Here is a 19,255-nt window from a genome sequence, read left to right on the forward strand (position 1 = left end):
TAGTCGAGTGACTCTGCGCCGAAAATGTACCGGGGCTAAATACACCACCGAAGCTGCGGATTGATACCGAATGGTATCAGTGGTAGGGGAGCGTTCTAAGGACAGTGAAGTCAGACCGTAAGGACTGGTGGAGTGCTTAGAAGTGAGAATGCCGGTATGAGTAGCGAAAGACGGGTGAGAATCCCGTCCACCGAATGCCTAAGGTTTCCTGAGGAAGGCTCGTCCGCTCAGGGTTAGTCAGGACCTAAGCCGAGGCCGACAGGCGTAGGCGATGGACAACAGGTTGATATTCCTGTACCACCTCTTTATCGTTTGAGCAATGGAGGGACGCAGAAGGATAGAAGAAGCGTGCGATTGGTTGTGCACGTCCAAGCAGTTAGGCTGATAAGTAGGCAAATCCGCTTATCATAAAGGCTGAGCTGTGATGGGGAAGCTCCTTATGGAGCGAAGTCTTTGATTCCCCGCTGCCAAGAAAAGCTTCTAGCGAGATAAAAGGTGCCTGTACCGCAAACCGACACAGGTAGGCGAGGAGAGAATCCTAAGGTGTGCGAGAGAACTCTGGTTAAGGAACTCGGCAAAATGACCCCGTAACTTCGGGAGAAGGGGTGCTTTCTTAACGGAAAGCCGCAGTGAATAGGCCCAAGCGACTGTTTAGCAAAAACACAGCTCTCTGCGAAGCCGTAAGGCGAAGTATAGGGGGTGACACCTGCCCGGTGCTGGAAGGTTAAGGAGAGGGGTTAGCGTAAGCGAAGCTCTGAACTGAAGCCCCAGTAAACGGCGGCCGTAACTATAACGGTCCTAAGGTAGCGAAATTCCTTGTCGGGTAAGTTCCGACCCGCACGAAAGGTGTAACGATTTGGGCACTGTCTCAACCAGAGACTCGGTGAAATTATAGTACCTGTGAAGATGCAGGTTACCCGCGACAGGACGGAAAGACCCCGTGGAGCTTTACTGTAGCCTGATATTGAATTTTGGTACAGTTTGTACAGGATAGGCGGGAGCCATTGAAACCGGAGCGCTAGCTTCGGTGGAGGCGCTGGTGGGATACCGCCCTGACTGTATTGAAATTCTAACCTACGGGTCTTATCGACCCGGGAGACAGTGTCAGGTGGGCAGTTTGACTGGGGCGGTCGCCTCCTAAAGTGTAACGGAGGCGCCCAAAGGTTCCCTCAGAATGGTTGGAAATCATTCGTAGAGTGCAAAGGCATAAGGGAGCTTGACTGCGAGACCTACAAGTCGAGCAGGGACGAAAGTCGGGCTTAGTGATCCGGTGGTTCCGCATGGAAGGGCCATCGCTCAACGGATAAAAGCTACCCCGGGGATAACAGGCTTATCTCCCCCAAGAGTCCACATCGACGGGGAGGTTTGGCACCTCGATGTCGGCTCATCGCATCCTGGGGCTGTAGTCGGTCCCAAGGGTTGGGCTGTTCGCCCATTAAAGCGGTACGCGAGCTGGGTTCAGAACGTCGTGAGACAGTTCGGTCCCTATCCGTCGTGGGCGTAGGAAATTTGAGAGGAGCTGTCCTTAGTACGAGAGGACCGGGATGGACGCACCGCTGGTGTACCAGTTGTTCTGCCAAGGGCATAGCTGGGTAGCTATGTGCGGAAGGGATAAGTGCTGAAAGCATCTAAGCATGAAGCCCCCCTCAAGATGAGATTTCCCATAGCGTAAGCTAGTAAGATCCCTGAAAGATGATCAGGTTGATAGGTTCGAGGTGGAAGCATGGTGACATGTGGAGCTGACGAATACTAATAGATCGAGGACTTAACCATATAATATGAAGCAATGTTATCTAGTTTTGAAAGAATATAAAAAACTTGTTGACTTTAAAAGTTAAATAAGTTAAAATGATTCTTGTCTTAAATGAATACAGTCTGGTAATGATGGCAGAGAGGTCACACCCGTTCCCATACCGAACACGGAAGTTAAGCTCTCTAGCGCCGATGGTAGTTGGGACCTTGTCCCTGTGAGAGTAGGACGTTGCCAGGCAAAATGGAGGATTAGCTCAGCTGGGAGAGCACCTGCCTTACAAGCAGGGGGTCGGCGGTTCGATCCCGTCATCCTCCACCATATATGTCGGAGGGGTAGCGAAGTGGCTAAACGCGGCGGACTGTAAATCCGCTCCTTCGGGTTCGGCAGTTCGAATCTGCCCCCCTCCACCATTCTTAATTAATGGGCTATAGCCAAGCGGTAAGGCAACGGACTTTGACTCCGTCATGCGCTGGTTCGAATCCAGCTAGCCCAGCCATTAAGAGCCATTAGCTCAGTTGGTAGAGCATCTGACTTTTAATCAGAGGGTCGAAGGTTCGAGTCCTTCATGGCTCACCATTTTAATGAAATATGCGGGTGTGGCGGAATTGGCAGACGCACTAGACTTAGGATCTAGCGCCTTTGGCGTGGGGGTTCGACTCCCTTCACCCGCACTTTTAATAAAATAACTCATACATGTCTTGCGGAAGTAGTTCAGTGGTAGAATACAACCTTGCCAAGGTTGGGGTCGCGGGTTCGAATCCCGTCTTCCGCTCCAATTTTCAATATGACATGCCGGGGTGGCGGAACAGGCAGACGCACAGGACTTAAAATCCTGCGGTGGGTGACCACCGTGCGGGTTCGACCCCCGCCCTCGGCACCATATGCGCCCGTAGCTCAATTGGATAGAGCGTTTGACTACGGATCAAGAGGTTAGGGGTTCGACTCCTCTCGGGCGCGCTTTTATTAACGGGAAGTGGCTCAGCTTGGTAGAGCACCTGGTTTGGGACCAGGGGGTCGCAGGTTCAAATCCTGTCTTCCCGATATTCCCAAAAAACATGGGGCCTTAGCTCAGCTGGGAGAGCGCCTGCCTTGCACGCAGGAGGTCAGCGGTTCGATCCCGCTAGGCTCCACTTTATTTAATATATGTCTCGGAGGTATACCCAAGTTCGGCTGAAGGGATCGGTCTTGAAAACCGACAGGCGGTGAGAATCGCGCGGGGGTTCGAATCCCTCTACCTCCTCCATTTTTTCTTTAATGGTTTAGACATATAATAATAAAATATTTATTTTTTCCTTCATGGAGGTATACCCAAGTTCGGCTGAAGGGATCGGTCTTGAAAACCGACAGGCGGCGAGAGTCGCGCGGGGGTTCGAATCCCTCTACCTCCTCCATTTTTTAAAAATTTATATTGTCGCGGGGTGGAGCAGCACGGTAGCTCGTCGGGCTCATAACCCGAAGGTCGCAGGTTCAAATCCTGTCCCCGCAACCAAATGGTCCCGTGGTGTAGTGGTTAACATGCCTGCCTGTCACGCAGGAGATCGCCGGTTCGACCCCGGTCGGGACCGCCATTTATGTTGGCTCGGTAGCTCAGTCGGTAGAGCAGAGGACTGAAAATCCTCGTGTCGGCGGTTCGATTCCGTCCCGAGCCACCATTTTTTTATGCCGGCTTAGCTCAATTGGTAGAGCAACTGACTTGTAATCAGTAGGTTGGGGGTTCAAGTCCTCTAGCCGGCATCATTTAGGGGCATAGTTTAAAGGTAGAACTGAGGTCTCCAAAACCTCCAGTGTGGGTTCGATTCCTACTGCCCCTGTAAAGTATATGGGCCTATAGCTCAGCTGGTTAGAGCGCACGCCTGATAAGCGTGAGGTCGATGGTTCGAGTCCATTTAGGCCCACCATATATTATTCCGCAGTAGCTCAGTGGTAGAGCTATCGGCTGTTAACCGATCGGTCGTAGGTTCGAGTCCTACCTGCGGAGCCATGGCCCGTTGGTCAAGTGGTTAAGACACCGCCCTTTCACGGCGGTAACACGGGTTCGAATCCCGTACGGGTCATACAAAAAAGAGTCAGCATTATGCTGACTCTTTTTTATTTTGTTAATCCTTTTTATTACGTTACTTTCCAGAAATAAATAAAGGAATTTTGGAAAAGCTATGGTATGTATAAAAAGGAGGAAATCATAATGACACGAGTTAGAGACTTAATGAGTACCCATATTGTACATTGTACACCGCTAGACAATGTATATGAGGCAGCTGTTAAAATGAAGGAAGAATCAGTTGGATTAATTCCTGTTGTTGAAAATGAGCAAGTTGTTGGGCTTGTTACTGATCGTGATTTAGTCGTTCGAGGGATTGCTGAAAAACATCCTGGATCTAATAAAATTACAAATGTAATGACAACAAATATTATCTCAGTTTCTCCAAATGATTCTATTGAAAAAGCTACAGAGCTAATGGCACAGCATCAAATTAGACGATTACCAGTAGTTGATAGTGGTCAACTTATTGGCATGTTAGCACTAGGAGATTTAGCTATAAGGGAATCAGCAGATGATCAAGCTGGATTTGCCTTGAGCGAAATCTCAGAGCATACAGAGTAAATTGAAACTTTAATTAACCGAGAGTCTAATGGTCACTCATAAAGAGCTAAATTATATATAAAGTTCAGATACATTATTCTAGCATATATGGATTAAACTAATATGTTAGCGTGATGTATCTGAGACATTATATAATAAGGATACGGTTAATAATTTCGACAGTTTTTTTTAATTTGTTATTCTTCATTTTTAATAAGAGAAAAGATGATATACTGATAGATATAAGTATTATGAGGGATTTTGAATATAACAATATTAATTTTTAGTGGTGCGATAATAAATTAATATTTCCTACATAGATGAAAAGGGAAGGGGAATTATATGAAGGCTGTACAGGGCGATCCAAATTGGAATTTGGTTACAGATACATATATAGAACCAAATAATTTCGCTGAATTATTTTCTTTGCTTGTACCTTGTCACCCAAAAGGTGAGGGGAAAGAACGAACTATATTAGTATGGAAAGAAAAAGAATTTTATAAAGAAGAAAATTTAGCGGCATTTATCGTATATGGCATGAATAAAGCAAAGAAATTACCGCAGTTTCATAAAGATGAAATTCCAACTTTAGTGCGTATTCTTCGCTTATGCCAAGAGATTGGTTGGTATGAAGAGGCAAATGATTTTATGATAGCGCAAGGATTAGCTGAGTTTGTTCATACTTCATTGGAATATGAAACATGGGATCTTTTGACACAATCAGTTGCTTTAAATTATTTAATTATTAAATATCGTATAGGTGAATTGACAGATAGGGATATTGAAATTTGGGATAGAGTTAAATTTAATGAGAAGTGTATAACCGATTGTAAACATTTATTATCTCATAAAGAAGTATTGGAATTTACATTCTTTTATATGTGCAAGAGAGCGAAATCATTATCAAAAGAGCAATTAAATAGTGATATGATGAGTTTAGCAATGTATTGTAATACTTTTGTATATGATTTGTATACACATGATTTATTACGGAAATATCGTAAGTGTACAGATTTCCTATCATATTATGGACCTAGTCAGGCAGTTTTAGCATGTCAAAGAGCTGTATTATCTCAAATTTCCGATCGCTTAGACCCATTAAAGACAACGCATGTAGATGATTATTTATATGTGATGAAAGAAATGATGGAGCATATGACGATAGGAGTAATGGATCGATACGGTCATTTTATTGGAAAGCTACTATCTTATGTGCCATTTTTCGAAATGATACAAGTTCCACAGCATGCATATTATTGTGAAGAATTACTGTATATTTGTAAGGGCATTGAATATAAAGAAGAAATACTACGCAATTATATATTTATACAATTACATGATTGTTTACCATCATTCTTTAGGCTATTTCTTAAAAATAAGCGTTACGCAACGATTCATGATATTCTTTTCTATTGGTGCGATGACGAACAAAGAATGAGCTTAGAGAAAAAATATAATCTGAGCTTTATTTATGAAAAATATGCTTGTGGATAAACAATATTTCCGATATGAAAAATTAATATAAATTAAAAAGGATCTCCAGTTTATATGAGATCCTTTTTTGTTAGTAAAACAAGGAGAAAGTGATTAAGACAAGAAACAACATTCCATATAGGAGAAGTTGTTCAGTATAACTTCCTTGTATACCAAAAAAAGTATTGGCTTTCTTATACAAATTCAATATGTATTTTATTGGAGTATCTTTGAAAGATTGGTACACAGTGTCTCCTCTTTCTAAGCTTCTTGTTCTTGTTTATAAGGGACATTAATATATCTAGCTACAAATAATAAAACAGCCATAAAGAATACTGGAAATACAGTAGATAAATAAAAGCCATTACTAATTATATTTGTTATGAGAGCACTCAAAAGAAAAATAGCATTATAAATATGGGCAATTTTTTGTTTTAGTTGCACTTGAAATGATTCCATCATAATTTCTAATGCAACAAAAGCAATAATAATAGATAAAAATACAATGTTTGTATTGTAAATGATTAAACAGCAGATTAAACCTAAAAAGGCTACGTATTCAATTATAAGAGGTATATTGCGTGGCATACAATTTACCTAACTAAATATGGCAGTGGATTTACTGCATTTGTTTTTTCAAAATTCCATTCTCCATTATGTAATTCAAAATGAAGATGTTGCCCGTATGAATGACCTGTGTTTCCCATATGACCTATTAATTGTCCAGTTTGTACTTGATCACCAGCTTGTACAGTGCGATCCTTCATATGAGCATAAACAGTTGTATATAATTTCCCATTGATTTGATGCGCAATGAAAACAACATTGCCATAGCTAGCTGAATAATAAGATTTCACAACTTTACCTGCAGCAGCAGCATGGATAGAGACGTTTCCTGGAGCGGCAATATCTATACCATAATGCATTTGTTCCCAGCGTATATCAAAGGTTGAGCTAATTCTTCCTTGAGCAGGGAATTTGAAAGCAGCTGGAATTGATGAAGGTTGATCTGTTTTAGCTTGTGGTTGATTTTGTACTACATAGTGTTTTGCTACATATCCGTATCCTGTGCCAAAACGAATTTTATACCAAGTTCCTACAGTTTCTACTACTTGTACTTGTGTACCGTTTTGTAATGAACCGAGTAGAGCGCTACTTGTACTAGCGTTGCTACGTACATTTAGATTAGGTGTTGCAACAGTATATTTTGTATTATTTTGAACGGTGATTCCTTTTACTAAGGGTTGTGAACCATTAGAGATGAATGCTTTTTGTACGTAACCTGTTTGGCCATTATGCGATATTTTATACCATTCGCCTTGATCTTCTTGAACGGTAATAAACTTGCCATTTGGTAATACATCTAAAATGGAAGATTCTAAATTAGGTTCAGAGCGAACGTTTAATGCATTAGCATTAACGATGTATTGATCATTAGAATGAAGTTTGTTTTTTAGTAAAATAGCATCTTTTTGTACATAACCTACTTTATTATGAACAGATACTTTATACCACTCATTAGTTGTTTCAAGGATGTTCACTTTTGTATTAAAGCGAATTGTATCAATTGATGTGCTTTTTACGTTATCTTCTGTATGTAATGCTACTTGATCGACTTTGACATACCCAGTTTTAATATTAGATAATTGTTCAGCGTTTGCTTTTTGTACATTTGTTTCACCCATAGAAGGAAGTAAAGAAGCAATCGCTACAGTAGTTGCTGTTAAAGCAGCAGCTTTCATATTCATGGAATAGAGACCTCCTCTAGTTGTATAGTTGTAATTTTATTATAGTATAAAGATATAATATAGTGGGTGTATTCACATAAATGTAATATGAAATCAATATAAAAATAAATTTTTTGAGGATAATGATTCCTTTTTATACAATTAATTGGGGTTTTATTTTCTAAAATAGAATGTATGTATTGTATAACTTTGATATTTTGTTAATAATTAAGAAAATTAAAAAAGTTGATGATGTCTTATTAGGGTGTTATACTGACAGTGATAATTTTATAGTTTGCTAGGAGAGCTGGTGTTGCCAGCTGAGAGTAGGCCGTAAGCCTTTGATCCTTTTTTTTACCTGATCTAGATTATGCTAGCGTAGGGAAGCAATTCGGACACTAACAATGAGTCCCCGTTTCTTTGCGTATAGAAACGGGGCTTTTTTATTTGAAAATTTCATATTGAAACCACTAGGGGTGCTTGATTTGCTGAGAGAGGAATAATCCTTAACCCTTACAACACCTGATCTAGGTAATACTAGCGAAGGGAAGTGGAACATCGAATAAATGTATAACTTTATTTGCTGTAACCACTTCTTATATATAGAAGTGGTTTTTTATTTAGATACATATATTGAAAGGGGATAGAGAAATGAAATTTTGCGATAGATTATTAGAAACTGTGCAACCGGTTTGGGAGATGAGTCATAATCATCCGTTTGTAGTGGGTATGGGAGATGGCACGTTAGAAAAAGATAAATTCCAGTATTATATTATTCAAGATTATTTATATCTGCTAGATTATGCAAAGTTATATGCGATTGGTGTTGTAAAAGCAACGAATCCACAAGTAATGGGAAAGTTCGCTGAACAAATTGATGGAATATTAAATGGCGAAATGACAATCCATAAACAATATGCAAAAAGACTTGGAATTTCTATAGAGGAGATAGAGTCTGCGAAACCATCTGCTAAAAATTTAGCTTATACAAATTACATGATGTCTGTATCTCAAAATGGCACACTTGCGGAATTAATAGCAGCGCTTCTTCCATGTATGTGGAGCTATTGGGAAATTGGAAAGCGTTTAAATGATATTCCTGGAGCAAGAGATCATGAGTTTTTTGGTGAGTGGATTCAAGGATATAGTTCGGAAGAATACGGTAATCTTTGTATTTGGTTAATAGATTTATTAAATAAAATGGCAGTTGGAAAGTCTGAGACAGAACTAGAAAGATTAGAGGAGATTTTCTTATATTCCAGTCGATTTGAATATTTATTCTGGGATATGTCCTATCGTAAGGAGATGTGGGGATTTGAGGAGCAAGAACATACTACAGTTTCATAATGTTTCTTTTCATTACGATGAGAAACCAATCATCCATGAATTAAATGCTTCTATACATGAGAAAGAGTTTGTCAGTATTATCGGACCGAGTGGATGTGGGAAAAGTACTTTATTTCGCCTTATTACAGGTCTAGAAAAGGTAAGTACTGGACAGATAGAACTGACAGAAACAAAGCACCATCCTGTAGGATATATGCCGCAAAAAGATATGCTTTTGCCGTGGAGAACAATTATTGAGAATGCTGCCCTGCCGCTAGAGTGCCAAGGTGTACAGAAGAAAGAAGCACAAGTAAAGGCAAAGGAACTGTTACATAAATTTGGTTTGCAAGGGTATGAGAAAAAATATCCGAAAGATTTATCTGGTGGTATGAGACAACGTGTATCTTTTATTCGAACTTTATTAACAGGCGGGGAAATATTGCTGTTAGATGAACCATTTAGTGCGTTGGATGCTTTAACGAAGACCTCTTTGCAAGAATGGTTGTTCGAACAATGGCAAGAGTGGGAAAAAACAATTTTATTCATTACTCATGATGTTGAAGAAGCGTTATTTCTTTCAAACCGAGTTTTAGTAGTGGAACAGCAGCCGATAACGACTTTGACTGAGCGGACTGTACCGCTTGATCATAACAGAACACGAAAAGATTTATATAAACCGGAAGTATTAGCGCTGAAAGATGAGCTTCTTAGTATGTTACAAAGGCAGGTACTTGTGTGATGAACCGATTGAAAGAATTAGTTCCTGCTATTACACTTTCTAGTATTTTACTAGCTGTGTGGGAAATAGGAGCAAGAATTGTAGATGAGATGTACATTTTACCGTCACCTTCTGCGATTGTAATGAAGATATGGAAACTAAAAGACATATTATTTACAGTTCATTTACCTGCAACGTTATACGTCGTTTTAATAGGTGTTGTTATCTCTATCGTATTAGGTGTAGGGCTAGCGATGTTAATGAATGCGAGTACATGGATGGAGAGAGCGTTTTATCCATTATTAGTTGCTTCACAAACGATTCCGATTACTGCGCTTGCTCCGCTATTTGTTTTATGGTTTGGATACACAATTTGGAGTAAGGTTGTTGTCACAGTTTTAATTACGTTTTTCCCAATTGCGGTCAATACGTATGATGGACTGCGTAGTACGAAAAAAGAATGGGAGGAGCTCTTAGTTACATATGGAGCAACAAAAAGAGATATTTTTCTTAAATTAAAGTTGCCATCTGCTCTTCCTTATTTTTTCTCAGCTTTAAAAATTGCAGTTCCGCTTAGTGTTATCGGAGCAGCAATTGGAGAATGGCTCGGTGCACAAGCTGGGCTTGGATATTTCAGTAAGAGAATGATGACGCAGTTAGATGGAGCTGGCGTATTTGCACCTATTGTATTGTTATCATTATTAGCTATTTTCTTCGTCGTAATTATTTCCATATTAGAAAAGAAATTCATTAGTTGGAGGAAGTATTCATGAAATTTTTAAAGCGCATCTTTGTGTTTACATTAATAATTGCAATAATTGCAGGATGTTCGAGTAATTCAGCATCAGACAAAAGTAAAAAAGAGAAAGAAATAACAGTCATGTTAGATTGGTATCCAAATGCGGTACATAGCTTTATCTATGCAGCAATTGAAAAAGGATACTTTAAAGAAGAAGGTGTAAAGGTAAATATTAAATTCCCTTCTAATCCGACTGATCCATTAACGCTGGCAGCAGCAGGGAAGGTGACAGTTGGCTTGTATTATCAGCCAGATGTTGTTATGGCGAGAGCGAATGAGCAAATTCCAGTGAAATCAATTGGAGCTGTCGTACGTTCACCATTAAATCATGTTGTATCACTGAAATCAGCGGGCATTCAATCACCGAAAGATTTAGAAGGAAAAACAGTAGGATACTCTGGAACACCTTTAAGTGAGATGTATTTAAGAACGATGGTAAAAGAAGCTGGTGGTAATCCTGATACAGTGAAAGTAGTTGATGTTGGCTTTGATTTAGTACCAGCATTAATTACGAAGAAAGTAGATGCGGTAACAGGGGCATACATTAACCATGAAGTACCTGTTATGCGTCATGAAGGCCATGAACCAGCGTACTTTAATCCAGCTGATTACGGAGTACCAAACTACCATGAGCTTGTGTTTGTAACAGGTGATAAAACGTTGAAAAAAGATAAAGAAGCGTTGCAAGCTTTCTTACGTGGTACGAAAAAGGGCTATGATTTCATGAAGAAAAACCCAGATGAAGCATTGAATATTTTATTAAATCATCAAGAAAAAGAAAACTTCCCACTTGTGCCAGAAGTTGAAAAGGAAAGTATGAAAATTTTATTAGAGAAGATGGAAACGAAAGATGAGCCATTCTTATCAGATTCAAAAGAATCTTGGGAGAAACAAAATAAGTGGCTGAAGGACAAAGGAATGACGAAAGAAACCGTCCCAGCCGATGAACTATTCGAAAATATTTTAAAGTAGGCGAATGAATATGAAAAATGAGCTCCACGTAATCTCAAATGGCCATATGCCATTCGAAGAGTTAGTGAATGTAGCGATGCAAATTGAGAGTGAGATTGATTATTTGCATATTCGTGAGCGTGAGAAGAGTACGAAGGAATTATATGAAGGTGTGGAAAGTCTATTAATGGAGGGCTTTCCGGCTTCTAAAATTGTCATAAACGATCGAATTGATATTGCAATTTTATTAAATATACCTCGTGTTCAACTAGGATATCGAAGTACAGATGTAAAGTCAGTGAAAGAAAAGTTTTCGTATTTGCATGTCGGTTATTCTGTGCATTCGCTAGATGAAGCAATAGTAGCTTTTAAAAATGGAGCGGATTCACTCGTTTATGGCCATGTATTTCCGACAGATTGTAAAAAAGGTGTGCCAGCGAGAGGGCTTGAAGAAATTTCAGACATTGCAAGGTGTTTATCTATACCGATTACAGCAATTGGAGGAATTACCCCAGAAAACACAGTGGATGTTCTTACTAACGGTGTAAGTGGTATAGCAGTTATGTCTGGAATTGTAAGTAGTAGTAACCCGTATAGCAAAGCGAAATCTTATAAGGAATCAATAAGAAAGTGGGCGGAAAAACATGTGTGAGAAGTATGATGTAGCGATTATTGGTGGTGGTGTAATTGGCAGTTCAGTTGCACATTTTCTAGCAGAAAGAGGACATAAAGTAGCGATTGTGGAGAAGCAAAGTATTGCATCGGAAGCTTCCAAAGCAGCTGCTGGTTTACTTGGTGTTCAGGCAGAATGGGATGCGTATGATCCGCTATTTGAACTTGCTAGAGAAAGCCGAGCTATATTTCCACAACTTGCAGCAGTTTTACGTGAAAAGACGGGTATTGATATTGGATATGAAGAAAAAGGAATTTATCGTATTGCTCAAAATGAAGATGAGAAGGAAAGAATTCTTCACATTATGGATTGGCAGCAGAAAACAGGTGAAGATTCTTATTTTCTAACGGGAGACCATGTGCGGGAAAAAGAGCCATATCTATCCGAATCTATTATAGGAGCAGTATATTATCCGAAAGACGGTCATGTTATTGCACCAGAGCTTACGAAAGCATTCGCACATTCTGCGGCAATTTCCGGTGCTGATATATATGAACAGGCAGAAGTATTTGATATCCGTATTGAAAATAATAAAGTGACTGGAGTTATTACAAGTGAAGGTATTGTCACATGTGAGAAAGTCGTTATTGCAGGAGGTTCATGGAGCACGAAGTTACTCAGTTATTTTCACCGTGATTGGGGTACATATCCAGTTAAAGGAGAAGTGGTTGCGGTAAGAAGTAGAAAACAACTTTTAAAAGCACCTATTTTTCAAGAAAGATTTTACATTACTCCAAAGCGCGGTGGACGTTACGTAATTGGGGCAACAATGAAGCCACATACGTTCAATAAAACTGTGCAGCCAGAAAGTATAACTTCTATATTAGAGCGTGCTTATACAATATTGCCAGCTTTAAAAGAAGCAGAATGGGAAAGCACGTGGGCAGGATTACGACCACAATCGAATCATGAAGCTCCTTATATGGGAGAGCATGAAGAAATAAAAGGTTTATATGCTTGCACGGGCCATTATCGAAACGGTATTTTATTAAGTCCTATTTCTGGCCAATATATGGCTGATTTAATAGAAGGAAAGCAAGAGAATCATTTGCTAGATTCATTGCTTTCTAGAAGAGTTTAGAAAGGGGATGGAAGTTTGAATTTAAAAATTAATGGTAACCAAATTGAAGTGCCAGCGAGTGTAAAAACAGTAGCTGAGCTACTTACACATTTAGAGTTAGATAACAGAATTGTTGTAGTAGAGCGTAATAAAGATATTTTACAAAAAGATGATCATACAGATACATCTGTTTTTGATGGAGACCAAATTGAGATTGTAACTTTCGTAGGAGGCGGTTGATTATGTTAAACATTGGACCATTTTCATTTCATTCTAGACTTTTATTAGGAACAGGTAAATTCCCTGATTTTGACGTACAGCAAAAGGCAATTGACGTTTCTGAAGCTGAAATTTTAACGTTTGCAGTACGTCGTATGGATATCTTTGATGCAAAGCAACCTAATTTATTAGAGAAACTTGATGTGAAAAAATATACGTTATTACCAAATACAGCAGGAGCAAAAAATGCTGAAGAGGCTGTTCGTATTGCAAAATTAGCAAAAGCTTCTGGGCTTTGTGACATGATAAAGGTAGAAGTTATTGGTGATGATAGAACGTTATTACCTGATCCGGTAGAAACGTTAAAGGCATCTGAAATGTTACTGGAAGAAGGATTTATCGTACTTCCGTATACATCTGATGATGTTGTATTAGCACGTAAATTACAAGAGCTTGGCGTGCATGCGATTATGCCAGGAGCATCTCCAATCGGATCAGGACTTGGTATTGTAAATCCATTAAATTTGAGCTTCATTATTGAACAAGCGACAGTACCAGTTATCGTTGATGCCGGTATTGGTAGCCCAGCTGATGCGGCATTTGCAATGGAATTAGGAGCAGATGGCGTGTTATTAAATACAGCTGTATCAGGAGCAAAAGATCCTATTAAAATGGCAAAAGCAATGAAATTAAGTATTGAAGCAGGCCGTTTAGGATTTGAAGCAGGTCGTATTGCACGTAAGCGTTGTGCAACTGCAAGTAGTCCTTTAGAAGGAATGAGCGTAGTTGAATAATCGATATTCTCGCCAAGAACTATTTTCTCCAATTGGAGAAGAAGGACAGCAAAAGATAAGAGAAAAGCATGTGCTTATTATCGGTGCAGGTGCATTAGGTAGTGCAAATGCAGAGATGTTTGTAAGAGCAGGTGTTGGCAAGATAACAATTGTTGACCGTGATTATGTAGATTGGAGTAATTTACAAAGACAACAATTGTATGCAGAGAGCGACGTAAAGAATAATCTTCCAAAAGCTATAGCGGCTAAAAAACGTTTAGAAGAGATTAATAGTGATGTAACAATAGAAGCTCTCGTTCAAGATGTAACAGCTGAAGAGCTAGAAGAACTTGTTACAAATGTTGATGTAATTATTGATGCGACTGATAATTTTGAAACACGCTTTATTGTGAATGATATAGCACAAAAATATTCTATTCCATGGATTTACGGTGCATGTGTAGGTAGTTACGGTCTTTCTTACACAATCCTTCCTAGTAAAACACCATGTTTATCATGTTTATTACAGTCGATTCCGCTTGGCGGGGCAACATGTGATACAGCGGGTATTATATCACCTGCTGTATCTCTTGTCGTTTCTCATCAAGTAACAGAAGCTCTTAAACTGTTAGTAGAAGATTACGAATCACTTCGAGATGGGCTTGTATCGTTTGATATGTGGAAGAATGAGTATTCATGTATGAATGTGCAAAAACTTCGCCAGCATAATTGTCCTTCATGCGGAGAGAATGCATTATATCCGTATTTAAATAAAGAGAACACATCAAAAACAGCAGTTTTATGCGGGCGAAATACAGTTCAAATTAGACCACCTTATAAAGATGAAATGAATTTTGAACAATATAAAGAGTTGCTGGAAGGTCGCGTGAATGATTTAAATATAAATCTATATTTATTATCATTTTCTGTTGAAGACAAGAGGTTAGTAGCCTTTAAAGATGGCCGTGTGCTCGTACATGGAACGAAAGATATAAGCGAAGCAAAAACGGTTTATCATCGCTATTTTGGATAGAAAAGGATGAGTGGGATGAAAGTGAATAAAGCTTTAACAATTGCAGGGTCTGATAGCGGCGGCGGTGCTGGAATTCAGGCAGATTTAAAAACATTCCAAGAGCTTGGTGTATACGGAATGACGGTTATTACGGCAATTACTGCTCAAAACACGCTTGGCGTTCAAGGGGTATATCCTGTTCCGTTAGAAGGTATTACAGAACAGCTGAATTCAATTGGTACGGATTTAACACCAGACGCAGTGAAACTAGGAATGTTATTTAGTAGTGAAATAATTCAAATTGTTGCAGAACAAATTAAAAAGTTTGGCTGGAATAATATTGTGCTAGATCCCGTTATGATTGCAAAAGGCGGTGCATCATTATTACAGCAAGAAGCAGTTCAAGCATTAAAAGAATATTTATTACCAGTAGCAACTGTTATAACACCGAATGTCCCAGAAGCAGAAGTGTTAACTGGGATGGAGATTCATAATGTTGAAGATAGTAAAGAAGCTGCAAAAGTATTGCATGAATTAGGTGCTAAATATGTGCTTATGAAGGGCGGACATGCAGAATATCAAGGGAATGAAGTAATTGATTTCCTCTTTGATGGAGAAAAATTTATTGAGTTTAGAAGCGAGCGAATTCCTTCAAAGCAAACGCATGGAAGTGGGTGTACATTTGCTTCAGCGGTTACAGCAGGACTTGCGAAAGGATACTCAATTGAAGATGCTGTTCAAGAAGCAAAACGATTTATTAGTATAGCAATTGAAGAGCCATTGAATATTGGTAGTGGTCATGGACCGACGAATCATTTTGCATATAAAGTGAATAGAACGCGTGCATAGGTAAGTGAAAAGCCAGTTTTATAACTGGCTTTTTTTCTGTTTACTTTTTCAAAATACAGGAGTAATATATCAGCCAGAATACATTTTTTTGTAAACGCTGAGTCCAATTATATGGAGCGGAGGAACCAATTTGTGCGTAGGCACTAGGGGTGAATCTTTCAAGTTTGAAAGTAGGGCTACTCTCAAAGTCCGAATCCGACAGCTAACTTCGTAAGCGTCTTGAGAGAGGACGGTGCCATGATGGATACATCACTTCATCGATCTGATTAGTATAGGGGAATATCAATCTATGTTTGATTTCTTTTATACTAAGGAGGATGAGGTACATGGAACTAACACTTATTTGTGTTGGAGAAGAAAGTAAGGTAGATAGTTTAAGAGATCTAGTACCATTTCAACATAAGTTAATTATTTTTACAGCAAATGAAGAGATAGCGGCTGAAGTTAGGAATTGTGGGTTTGATTGGACTTATAGCTGCAGTAAGGAGCAGGACTTTACTAGTATTTGTGAGTGTATTAAGAAGGTGATTTTACTAGGGGATGAGCTTCCAATCGTTAGTTTTTTCACAGAACACATTCGCTTTTCTTTTCAAGCACCTATTACTGTTGTTACAAGGAATAAACGATATCCAGCGAGGCTCTATGAAACAATTGGAGCTAAGTTTGTCGTGTTTACAAATTGTGATAATATTTCTTTTTTATTTTTTGAATAGGGCGGGGGAAGAAATGATGAAGGTATTATTACTTGGAGATATAGCAAATCGTTGGGCAGTATCGGTAGAGCGAGTTCAAGAATTGGTTCAGATCGATCCCCTTTTTCCAGGGCCGTATATTATATTACCATCAAAAGATGCTTTGTATTTAGAGGTGGATATTACCGAGTATGAGCAGCTACATGCAGAATTGACACAAGTTTATATTCGCGGGAGAAATTTACGTGCATTTTTACGAGGAGAATAAAGGTTGAATAAAAAAGAGCGAATGCTGAGTGCAACAAGCTATGCACTTCATCTCATTCGCTCTTTTTATTTCATATTTAAAAGGTCATTTTTAAGAAAAGAGAAGAGAAATAAAGAAAATAGATGAAATAATAGTAATAATCTTCAATGTAAGCGTTTAAATGAATATAAATATTATTATTTTCAGTAATTTAACCCTTTACAAGTGAAATATAGAGGAGTATATTTACTCTCATAAATCATTCATAAAATTTCCAAAAAAACCTAAAATCGCTGAGTTCCAGAAATGGAGCGGGGGAACCAATTTTGTGCATCGTCACTTGGGGTGAATCTTTCAGTTTTGAAGGTAGGGCTACTCTTTAGGCCCGAATCCGACAGCTAACCTCGTAAGCGTTTAGAGAGGAGGTTTACTTTTTGTTGTTCATTTTTTGAACACTGAGTAGAGCTCAGTGTTCTTTTTTAATAATTAAATGGTAAATTTTAACAAAAACAAAGCGAGGGATAGCTATGTTAGATGTTGTAATGGTCGGGATTTTTATTTTATTAGTTGCATCAATGGCAAGTCTTGCAAGTTGGTCAGATAAAGTTGTGAAAGAAGGAAAGCAATCATGATGATTGTCTTATCGGTTATTGTCGCAGCAATTACAGTGTATTTAGTGTATGCATTATTAAATCCAGAGAAGTTTTAATTAGGGGGAATCATTCATTATGATTTGGGTTGCAGTCATTATTACAATGCTCTTGTTTATTTTAGTAGCAAAGCCAATGGGGATTTATTTAGAAAAAGCTTTTCAAGGTAGCAAAATGCTAGATAAAGTATTCGGGCCTTTTGAAAAACTTATTTTTAAAATTATGGGTGTAAAAGAATACAATCAAACGTGGAAACAGTACGCATTATCATTAGTTTTACTCAACGGATTTATGATTGTTATTGTATATTTCATTTTCAGATTACAAGGTGTGTTGCCGCTAAATCCAGCGCATATTGAAGGGATGGAGCCTACGCTCGCTTTTAATACAGCGATTAGTTTTATGGCTGATACAAACTTACAGCATTATAGCGGTGAAAATGGTTTATCCTATTTATCACAATTAATCGGGATTACATTTTTAATGTTTGCGGCACCAGCAACGACATTGGCGCTCGTTATGGCTTTTATAAGAGGACTTGCTGGAAAAGAACTTGGTAACTTTTTCGTTGATTTTACAAGAGCGTTAACGAGAGTGTTTCTTCCTATCGCATTTATTGCGGCACTAGTTTTTGTTGCACTTGGCGTACCGCAAACGTTAGATGGGGCGGTTACAGCACAAACGATTGATGGGGCAAAGCAAAGTATATTACGTGGCCCTGTTGCATCATTCGTTTCTATTAAGGAACTTGGAAATAACGGCGGTGGATTTTTCGGAGCAAACTCTACGCATCCTTTTGAAAATCCAGGACAAATGAGTAATATTTTGCAAATGATGCTTATGATGTTATTACCAACAGCACTTCCATTTACGTACGGACGAATGGTAGGAAATAAAAAACAAGGTCGCATCCTTTTCGTGTCACTATTTATGGTATTTTTACTAGGGTTTATAACGATTACGACATCTGAACTAAACGGGAACCCGGCATTAAATGGAATGGGTATCGAACATGTACAAGGAAGTACAGAAGGGAAAGAAGTACGATTTGGAACAGTATTTTCTTCACTATACGCAACGGTAACGACAGCTGCTGAAACTGGGGCTGTTAATACGATGCATGATACGTTAACACCAATTGGCGGTCTAGTTCCACTTGTAAATATGATGTTAAATACAGTGTATGGCGGCGTTGGAGCAGGCTTTGTAAACATTATTATGTATGCAATTATTGCAGTGTTTATATCTGGGTTAATGGTTGGACGGACACCAGAGTTTTTAGGTAAAAAGATTGAAGGTAAGGAAATGAAATTAATTGCGGTCACGATTTTATTTCATCCATTGCTCATTTTAGGCTTTTCGGCATTAGCTCTTTCAACAAATTTAGGGACGGATGCTATTTCTCATTCTGGTTTCCACGGTTTAACGCAAGTTGTATATGAATATACATCGTCAGCTGCAAATAACGGATCTGGATTTGAAGGATTAGGAGATAATACACCGTTTTGGAATATTACGACTGGTTTAGTTATGTTTTTAGGACGCTACTTCAGTTTAATTACGATGTTAGCTGTGGCAGCTTCGCTGAAAGAAAAAACGGTAGTGCCAGAAACAGTTGGAACGTTCCGTACAGATAATAGTTTATTTGGTGGCATCTTCATCGGAACAATTGTAATTGTCGGTGCATTAACATTCTTCCCGATGTTAGTACTCGGTCCAATTGCAGAATTTCTTACATTGAAGTAATGGAGG

19 protein-coding genes, 20 tRNA genes, 2 rRNA genes and 4 riboswitches (1 of these 45 cut by a window edge) are annotated in these 19,255 nt (G+C 38.8%); of the genes, 39 read left to right on the forward strand and 2 right to left on the reverse strand.

Annotated elements, in window-relative coordinates; translation table 11 throughout:
• From NST86_RS03620 to NST86_RS03735, 24 genes are all read left to right on the forward strand, one after another.
• Positions 1–1,773, forward strand: a 23S ribosomal RNA gene (locus NST86_RS03620) (it extends 1,150 nt beyond the left edge of the window).
• A gap of 101 nt (positions 1,774–1,874) precedes the next feature.
• Positions 1,875–1,990 (forward strand): 5S ribosomal RNA (gene rrf / locus NST86_RS03625).
• Positions 1,991–1,995: 5 nt separating this feature from the next.
• A tRNA-Val gene (locus tag NST86_RS03630) sits at positions 1,996–2,071 on the forward strand.
• Between the two features lie 8 nt (positions 2,072–2,079).
• A tRNA-Tyr gene (locus NST86_RS03635) sits at positions 2,080–2,163 on the forward strand.
• 11 nt (positions 2,164–2,174) lie between these two features.
• Positions 2,175–2,249: transfer RNA gene (locus NST86_RS03640), tRNA-Gln, on the forward strand.
• A 4-nt stretch (positions 2,250–2,253) separates the two neighbouring features.
• Positions 2,254–2,329: transfer RNA gene (locus NST86_RS03645), tRNA-Lys, on the forward strand.
• Between the two features lie 14 nt (positions 2,330–2,343).
• Positions 2,344–2,424, forward strand: a tRNA-Leu gene (locus NST86_RS03650).
• A 29-nt stretch (positions 2,425–2,453) separates the two neighbouring features.
• Positions 2,454–2,528 (forward strand) — tRNA-Gly (locus NST86_RS03655).
• A 16-nt stretch (positions 2,529–2,544) separates the two neighbouring features.
• Positions 2,545–2,633: transfer RNA gene (locus NST86_RS03660), tRNA-Leu, on the forward strand.
• Positions 2,634–2,636: 3 nt separating this feature from the next.
• Positions 2,637–2,710, forward strand: a tRNA-Arg gene (locus NST86_RS03665).
• A 10-nt stretch (positions 2,711–2,720) separates the two neighbouring features.
• Positions 2,721–2,794 (forward strand) — tRNA-Pro (locus NST86_RS03670).
• A gap of 16 nt (positions 2,795–2,810) precedes the next feature.
• Positions 2,811–2,883, forward strand: a tRNA-Ala gene (locus tag NST86_RS03675).
• 20 nt (positions 2,884–2,903) lie between these two features.
• Positions 2,904–2,996 (forward strand) — tRNA-Ser (locus tag NST86_RS03680).
• A gap of 55 nt (positions 2,997–3,051) precedes the next feature.
• Positions 3,052–3,144, forward strand: a tRNA-Ser gene (locus NST86_RS03685).
• Positions 3,145–3,165: 21 nt separating this feature from the next.
• A tRNA-Met gene (locus NST86_RS03690) sits at positions 3,166–3,242 on the forward strand.
• 3 nt (positions 3,243–3,245) lie between these two features.
• Positions 3,246–3,321: transfer RNA gene (locus NST86_RS03695), tRNA-Asp, on the forward strand.
• Between the two features lie 8 nt (positions 3,322–3,329).
• Positions 3,330–3,405 (forward strand) — tRNA-Phe (locus NST86_RS03700).
• Positions 3,406–3,414: 9 nt separating this feature from the next.
• Positions 3,415–3,487 (forward strand) — tRNA-Thr (locus tag NST86_RS03705).
• 6 nt (positions 3,488–3,493) lie between these two features.
• Positions 3,494–3,564, forward strand: a tRNA-Trp gene (locus NST86_RS03710).
• A 10-nt stretch (positions 3,565–3,574) separates the two neighbouring features.
• Positions 3,575–3,651: transfer RNA gene (locus NST86_RS03715), tRNA-Ile, on the forward strand.
• An 8-nt stretch (positions 3,652–3,659) separates the two neighbouring features.
• A tRNA-Asn gene (locus NST86_RS03720) sits at positions 3,660–3,734 on the forward strand.
• A 1-nt stretch (position 3,735) separates the two neighbouring features.
• Positions 3,736–3,807: transfer RNA gene (locus NST86_RS03725), tRNA-Glu, on the forward strand.
• A gap of 128 nt (positions 3,808–3,935) precedes the next feature.
• Positions 3,936–4,355, forward strand: coding sequence for a CBS domain-containing protein (locus NST86_RS03730; RefSeq protein ID WP_000199010.1), 420 nt, complete (start codon positions 3,936–3,938; stop codon positions 4,353–4,355).
• Between the two features lie 321 nt (positions 4,356–4,676).
• Positions 4,677–5,828, forward strand: coding sequence for a DUF3965 domain-containing protein (locus NST86_RS03735; RefSeq protein WP_000648911.1), 1,152 nt, complete (start codon positions 4,677–4,679; stop codon positions 5,826–5,828).
• A gap of 240 nt (positions 5,829–6,068) precedes the next feature.
• Here the strand turns inward: NST86_RS03735 and NST86_RS03740 are convergent, their stop codons facing one another.
• Together NST86_RS03740 and NST86_RS03745 are read right to left on the reverse strand one after the other, a co-directional pair.
• Positions 6,069–6,395 carry a hypothetical protein gene (locus tag NST86_RS03740; protein ID WP_086423988.1) on the reverse strand — a complete coding sequence of 109 codons (327 nt, stop codon included), beginning with the start codon at positions 6,393–6,395 and terminating at the stop codon, positions 6,069–6,071.
• Positions 6,396–6,400: 5 nt separating this feature from the next.
• Positions 6,401–7,555 carry an SH3 domain-containing protein gene (locus tag NST86_RS03745; RefSeq protein WP_086423989.1) on the reverse strand — a complete coding sequence of 385 codons (1,155 nt, stop codon included), beginning with the start codon at positions 7,553–7,555 and terminating at the stop codon, positions 6,401–6,403.
• A gap of 269 nt (positions 7,556–7,824) precedes the next feature.
• Positions 7,825–7,936: riboswitch (TPP riboswitch) on the forward strand.
• Between the two features lie 60 nt (positions 7,937–7,996).
• Positions 7,997–8,100, forward strand: a riboswitch (TPP riboswitch).
• Between the two features lie 85 nt (positions 8,101–8,185).
• Between NST86_RS03745 and tenA the strand changes: the two genes are divergently transcribed.
• From tenA to kdpA, 15 genes are all read left to right on the forward strand, one after another.
• Positions 8,186–8,881 carry a thiaminase II gene (gene tenA / locus NST86_RS03750; protein ID WP_000666830.1) on the forward strand — a complete coding sequence of 232 codons (696 nt, stop codon included), beginning with the start codon at positions 8,186–8,188 and terminating at the stop codon, positions 8,879–8,881.
• Positions 8,850–9,599: an ABC transporter ATP-binding protein gene (locus tag NST86_RS03755; RefSeq protein WP_001256793.1), complete on the forward strand. Its 750-nt coding sequence runs from the start codon at positions 8,850–8,852 to the stop codon at positions 9,597–9,599. The genes tenA and NST86_RS03755 overlap by 32 nt, the downstream gene beginning before the upstream one ends.
• On the forward strand, positions 9,599–10,351 hold the full coding sequence (locus NST86_RS03760; RefSeq protein ID WP_001080856.1) for an ABC transporter permease: 753 nt from the start codon (positions 9,599–9,601) through the stop codon (positions 10,349–10,351). The genes NST86_RS03755 and NST86_RS03760 overlap by 1 nt, the downstream gene beginning before the upstream one ends.
• Positions 10,348–11,349 carry an ABC transporter substrate-binding protein gene (locus NST86_RS03765; RefSeq protein WP_086423990.1) on the forward strand — a complete coding sequence of 334 codons (1,002 nt, stop codon included), beginning with the start codon at positions 10,348–10,350 and terminating at the stop codon, positions 11,347–11,349. Before NST86_RS03760 ends, NST86_RS03765 begins: the two co-directional genes overlap by 4 nt.
• Positions 11,350–11,359: 10 nt before the next feature.
• Positions 11,360–11,980, forward strand: coding sequence for a thiazole tautomerase TenI (tenI, locus tag NST86_RS03770; protein ID WP_000787170.1), 621 nt, complete (start codon positions 11,360–11,362; stop codon positions 11,978–11,980).
• Positions 11,973–13,082 carry a glycine oxidase ThiO gene (thiO, locus tag NST86_RS03775; protein WP_016117181.1) on the forward strand — a complete coding sequence of 370 codons (1,110 nt, stop codon included), beginning with the start codon at positions 11,973–11,975 and terminating at the stop codon, positions 13,080–13,082. The genes tenI and thiO overlap by 8 nt, the downstream gene beginning before the upstream one ends.
• A gap of 15 nt (positions 13,083–13,097) precedes the next feature.
• The gene (thiS, locus tag NST86_RS03780) at positions 13,098–13,301 is read left to right on the forward strand and encodes a sulfur carrier protein ThiS (RefSeq protein ID WP_001049502.1); all 204 of its coding nucleotides are present in this window, start codon (positions 13,098–13,100) and stop codon (positions 13,299–13,301) included.
• Positions 13,302–13,303: 2 nt separating this feature from the next.
• A complete protein-coding gene (gene thiG, locus NST86_RS03785; protein ID WP_016117182.1) occupies positions 13,304–14,074 on the forward strand; it encodes a thiazole synthase in 771 nt (256 codons plus the stop codon).
• A complete protein-coding gene (gene thiF, locus NST86_RS03790) occupies positions 14,067–15,086 on the forward strand; it encodes a thiazole biosynthesis adenylyltransferase ThiF (RefSeq protein ID WP_340933157.1) in 1,020 nt (339 codons plus the stop codon). The genes thiG and thiF overlap by 8 nt, the downstream gene beginning before the upstream one ends.
• A gap of 15 nt (positions 15,087–15,101) precedes the next feature.
• Positions 15,102–15,914, forward strand: coding sequence for a bifunctional hydroxymethylpyrimidine kinase/phosphomethylpyrimidine kinase (thiD, locus tag NST86_RS03795; RefSeq protein WP_016117183.1), 813 nt, complete (start codon positions 15,102–15,104; stop codon positions 15,912–15,914).
• Between the two features lie 85 nt (positions 15,915–15,999).
• Positions 16,000–16,147, forward strand: a riboswitch (cyclic di-AMP (ydaO/yuaA leader).
• 93 nt (positions 16,148–16,240) lie between these two features.
• Positions 16,241–16,627, forward strand: a complete 387-nt coding sequence (locus NST86_RS03800; protein ID WP_000424066.1) for a hypothetical protein — start codon at positions 16,241–16,243, stop codon at positions 16,625–16,627.
• A gap of 13 nt (positions 16,628–16,640) precedes the next feature.
• Complete coding sequence (locus NST86_RS03805) at positions 16,641–16,874, forward strand: hypothetical protein (protein ID WP_001985933.1); 234 nt, start codon at positions 16,641–16,643, stop codon at positions 16,872–16,874.
• Between the two features lie 260 nt (positions 16,875–17,134).
• A riboswitch (cyclic di-AMP (ydaO/yuaA leader) is annotated at positions 17,135–17,280 on the forward strand.
• A 100-nt stretch (positions 17,281–17,380) separates the two neighbouring features.
• Positions 17,381–17,485 (forward strand): SipW-dependent-type signal peptide-containing protein, encoded by a 105-nt coding sequence (locus NST86_RS03810; protein WP_000887894.1) that lies wholly within the window; start codon positions 17,381–17,383, stop codon positions 17,483–17,485.
• Positions 17,485–17,562, forward strand: coding sequence for a K(+)-transporting ATPase subunit F (gene kdpF / locus NST86_RS03815; RefSeq protein WP_223153441.1), 78 nt, complete (start codon positions 17,485–17,487; stop codon positions 17,560–17,562). The genes NST86_RS03810 and kdpF overlap by 1 nt, the downstream gene beginning before the upstream one ends.
• Positions 17,563–17,581: 19 nt before the next feature.
• Positions 17,582–19,249: a potassium-transporting ATPase subunit KdpA gene (gene kdpA, locus NST86_RS03820; RefSeq protein ID WP_000638317.1), complete on the forward strand. Its 1,668-nt coding sequence runs from the start codon at positions 17,582–17,584 to the stop codon at positions 19,247–19,249.
• Positions 19,250–19,255: the final 6 nt, after the last annotated feature.

The organism is Bacillus sp. FSL L8-0199 (genome assembly GCF_038005705.1).
Taxonomy (GTDB): Bacteria; Bacillota; Bacilli; order Bacillales; family Bacillaceae_G; genus Bacillus_A; species Bacillus_A cereus.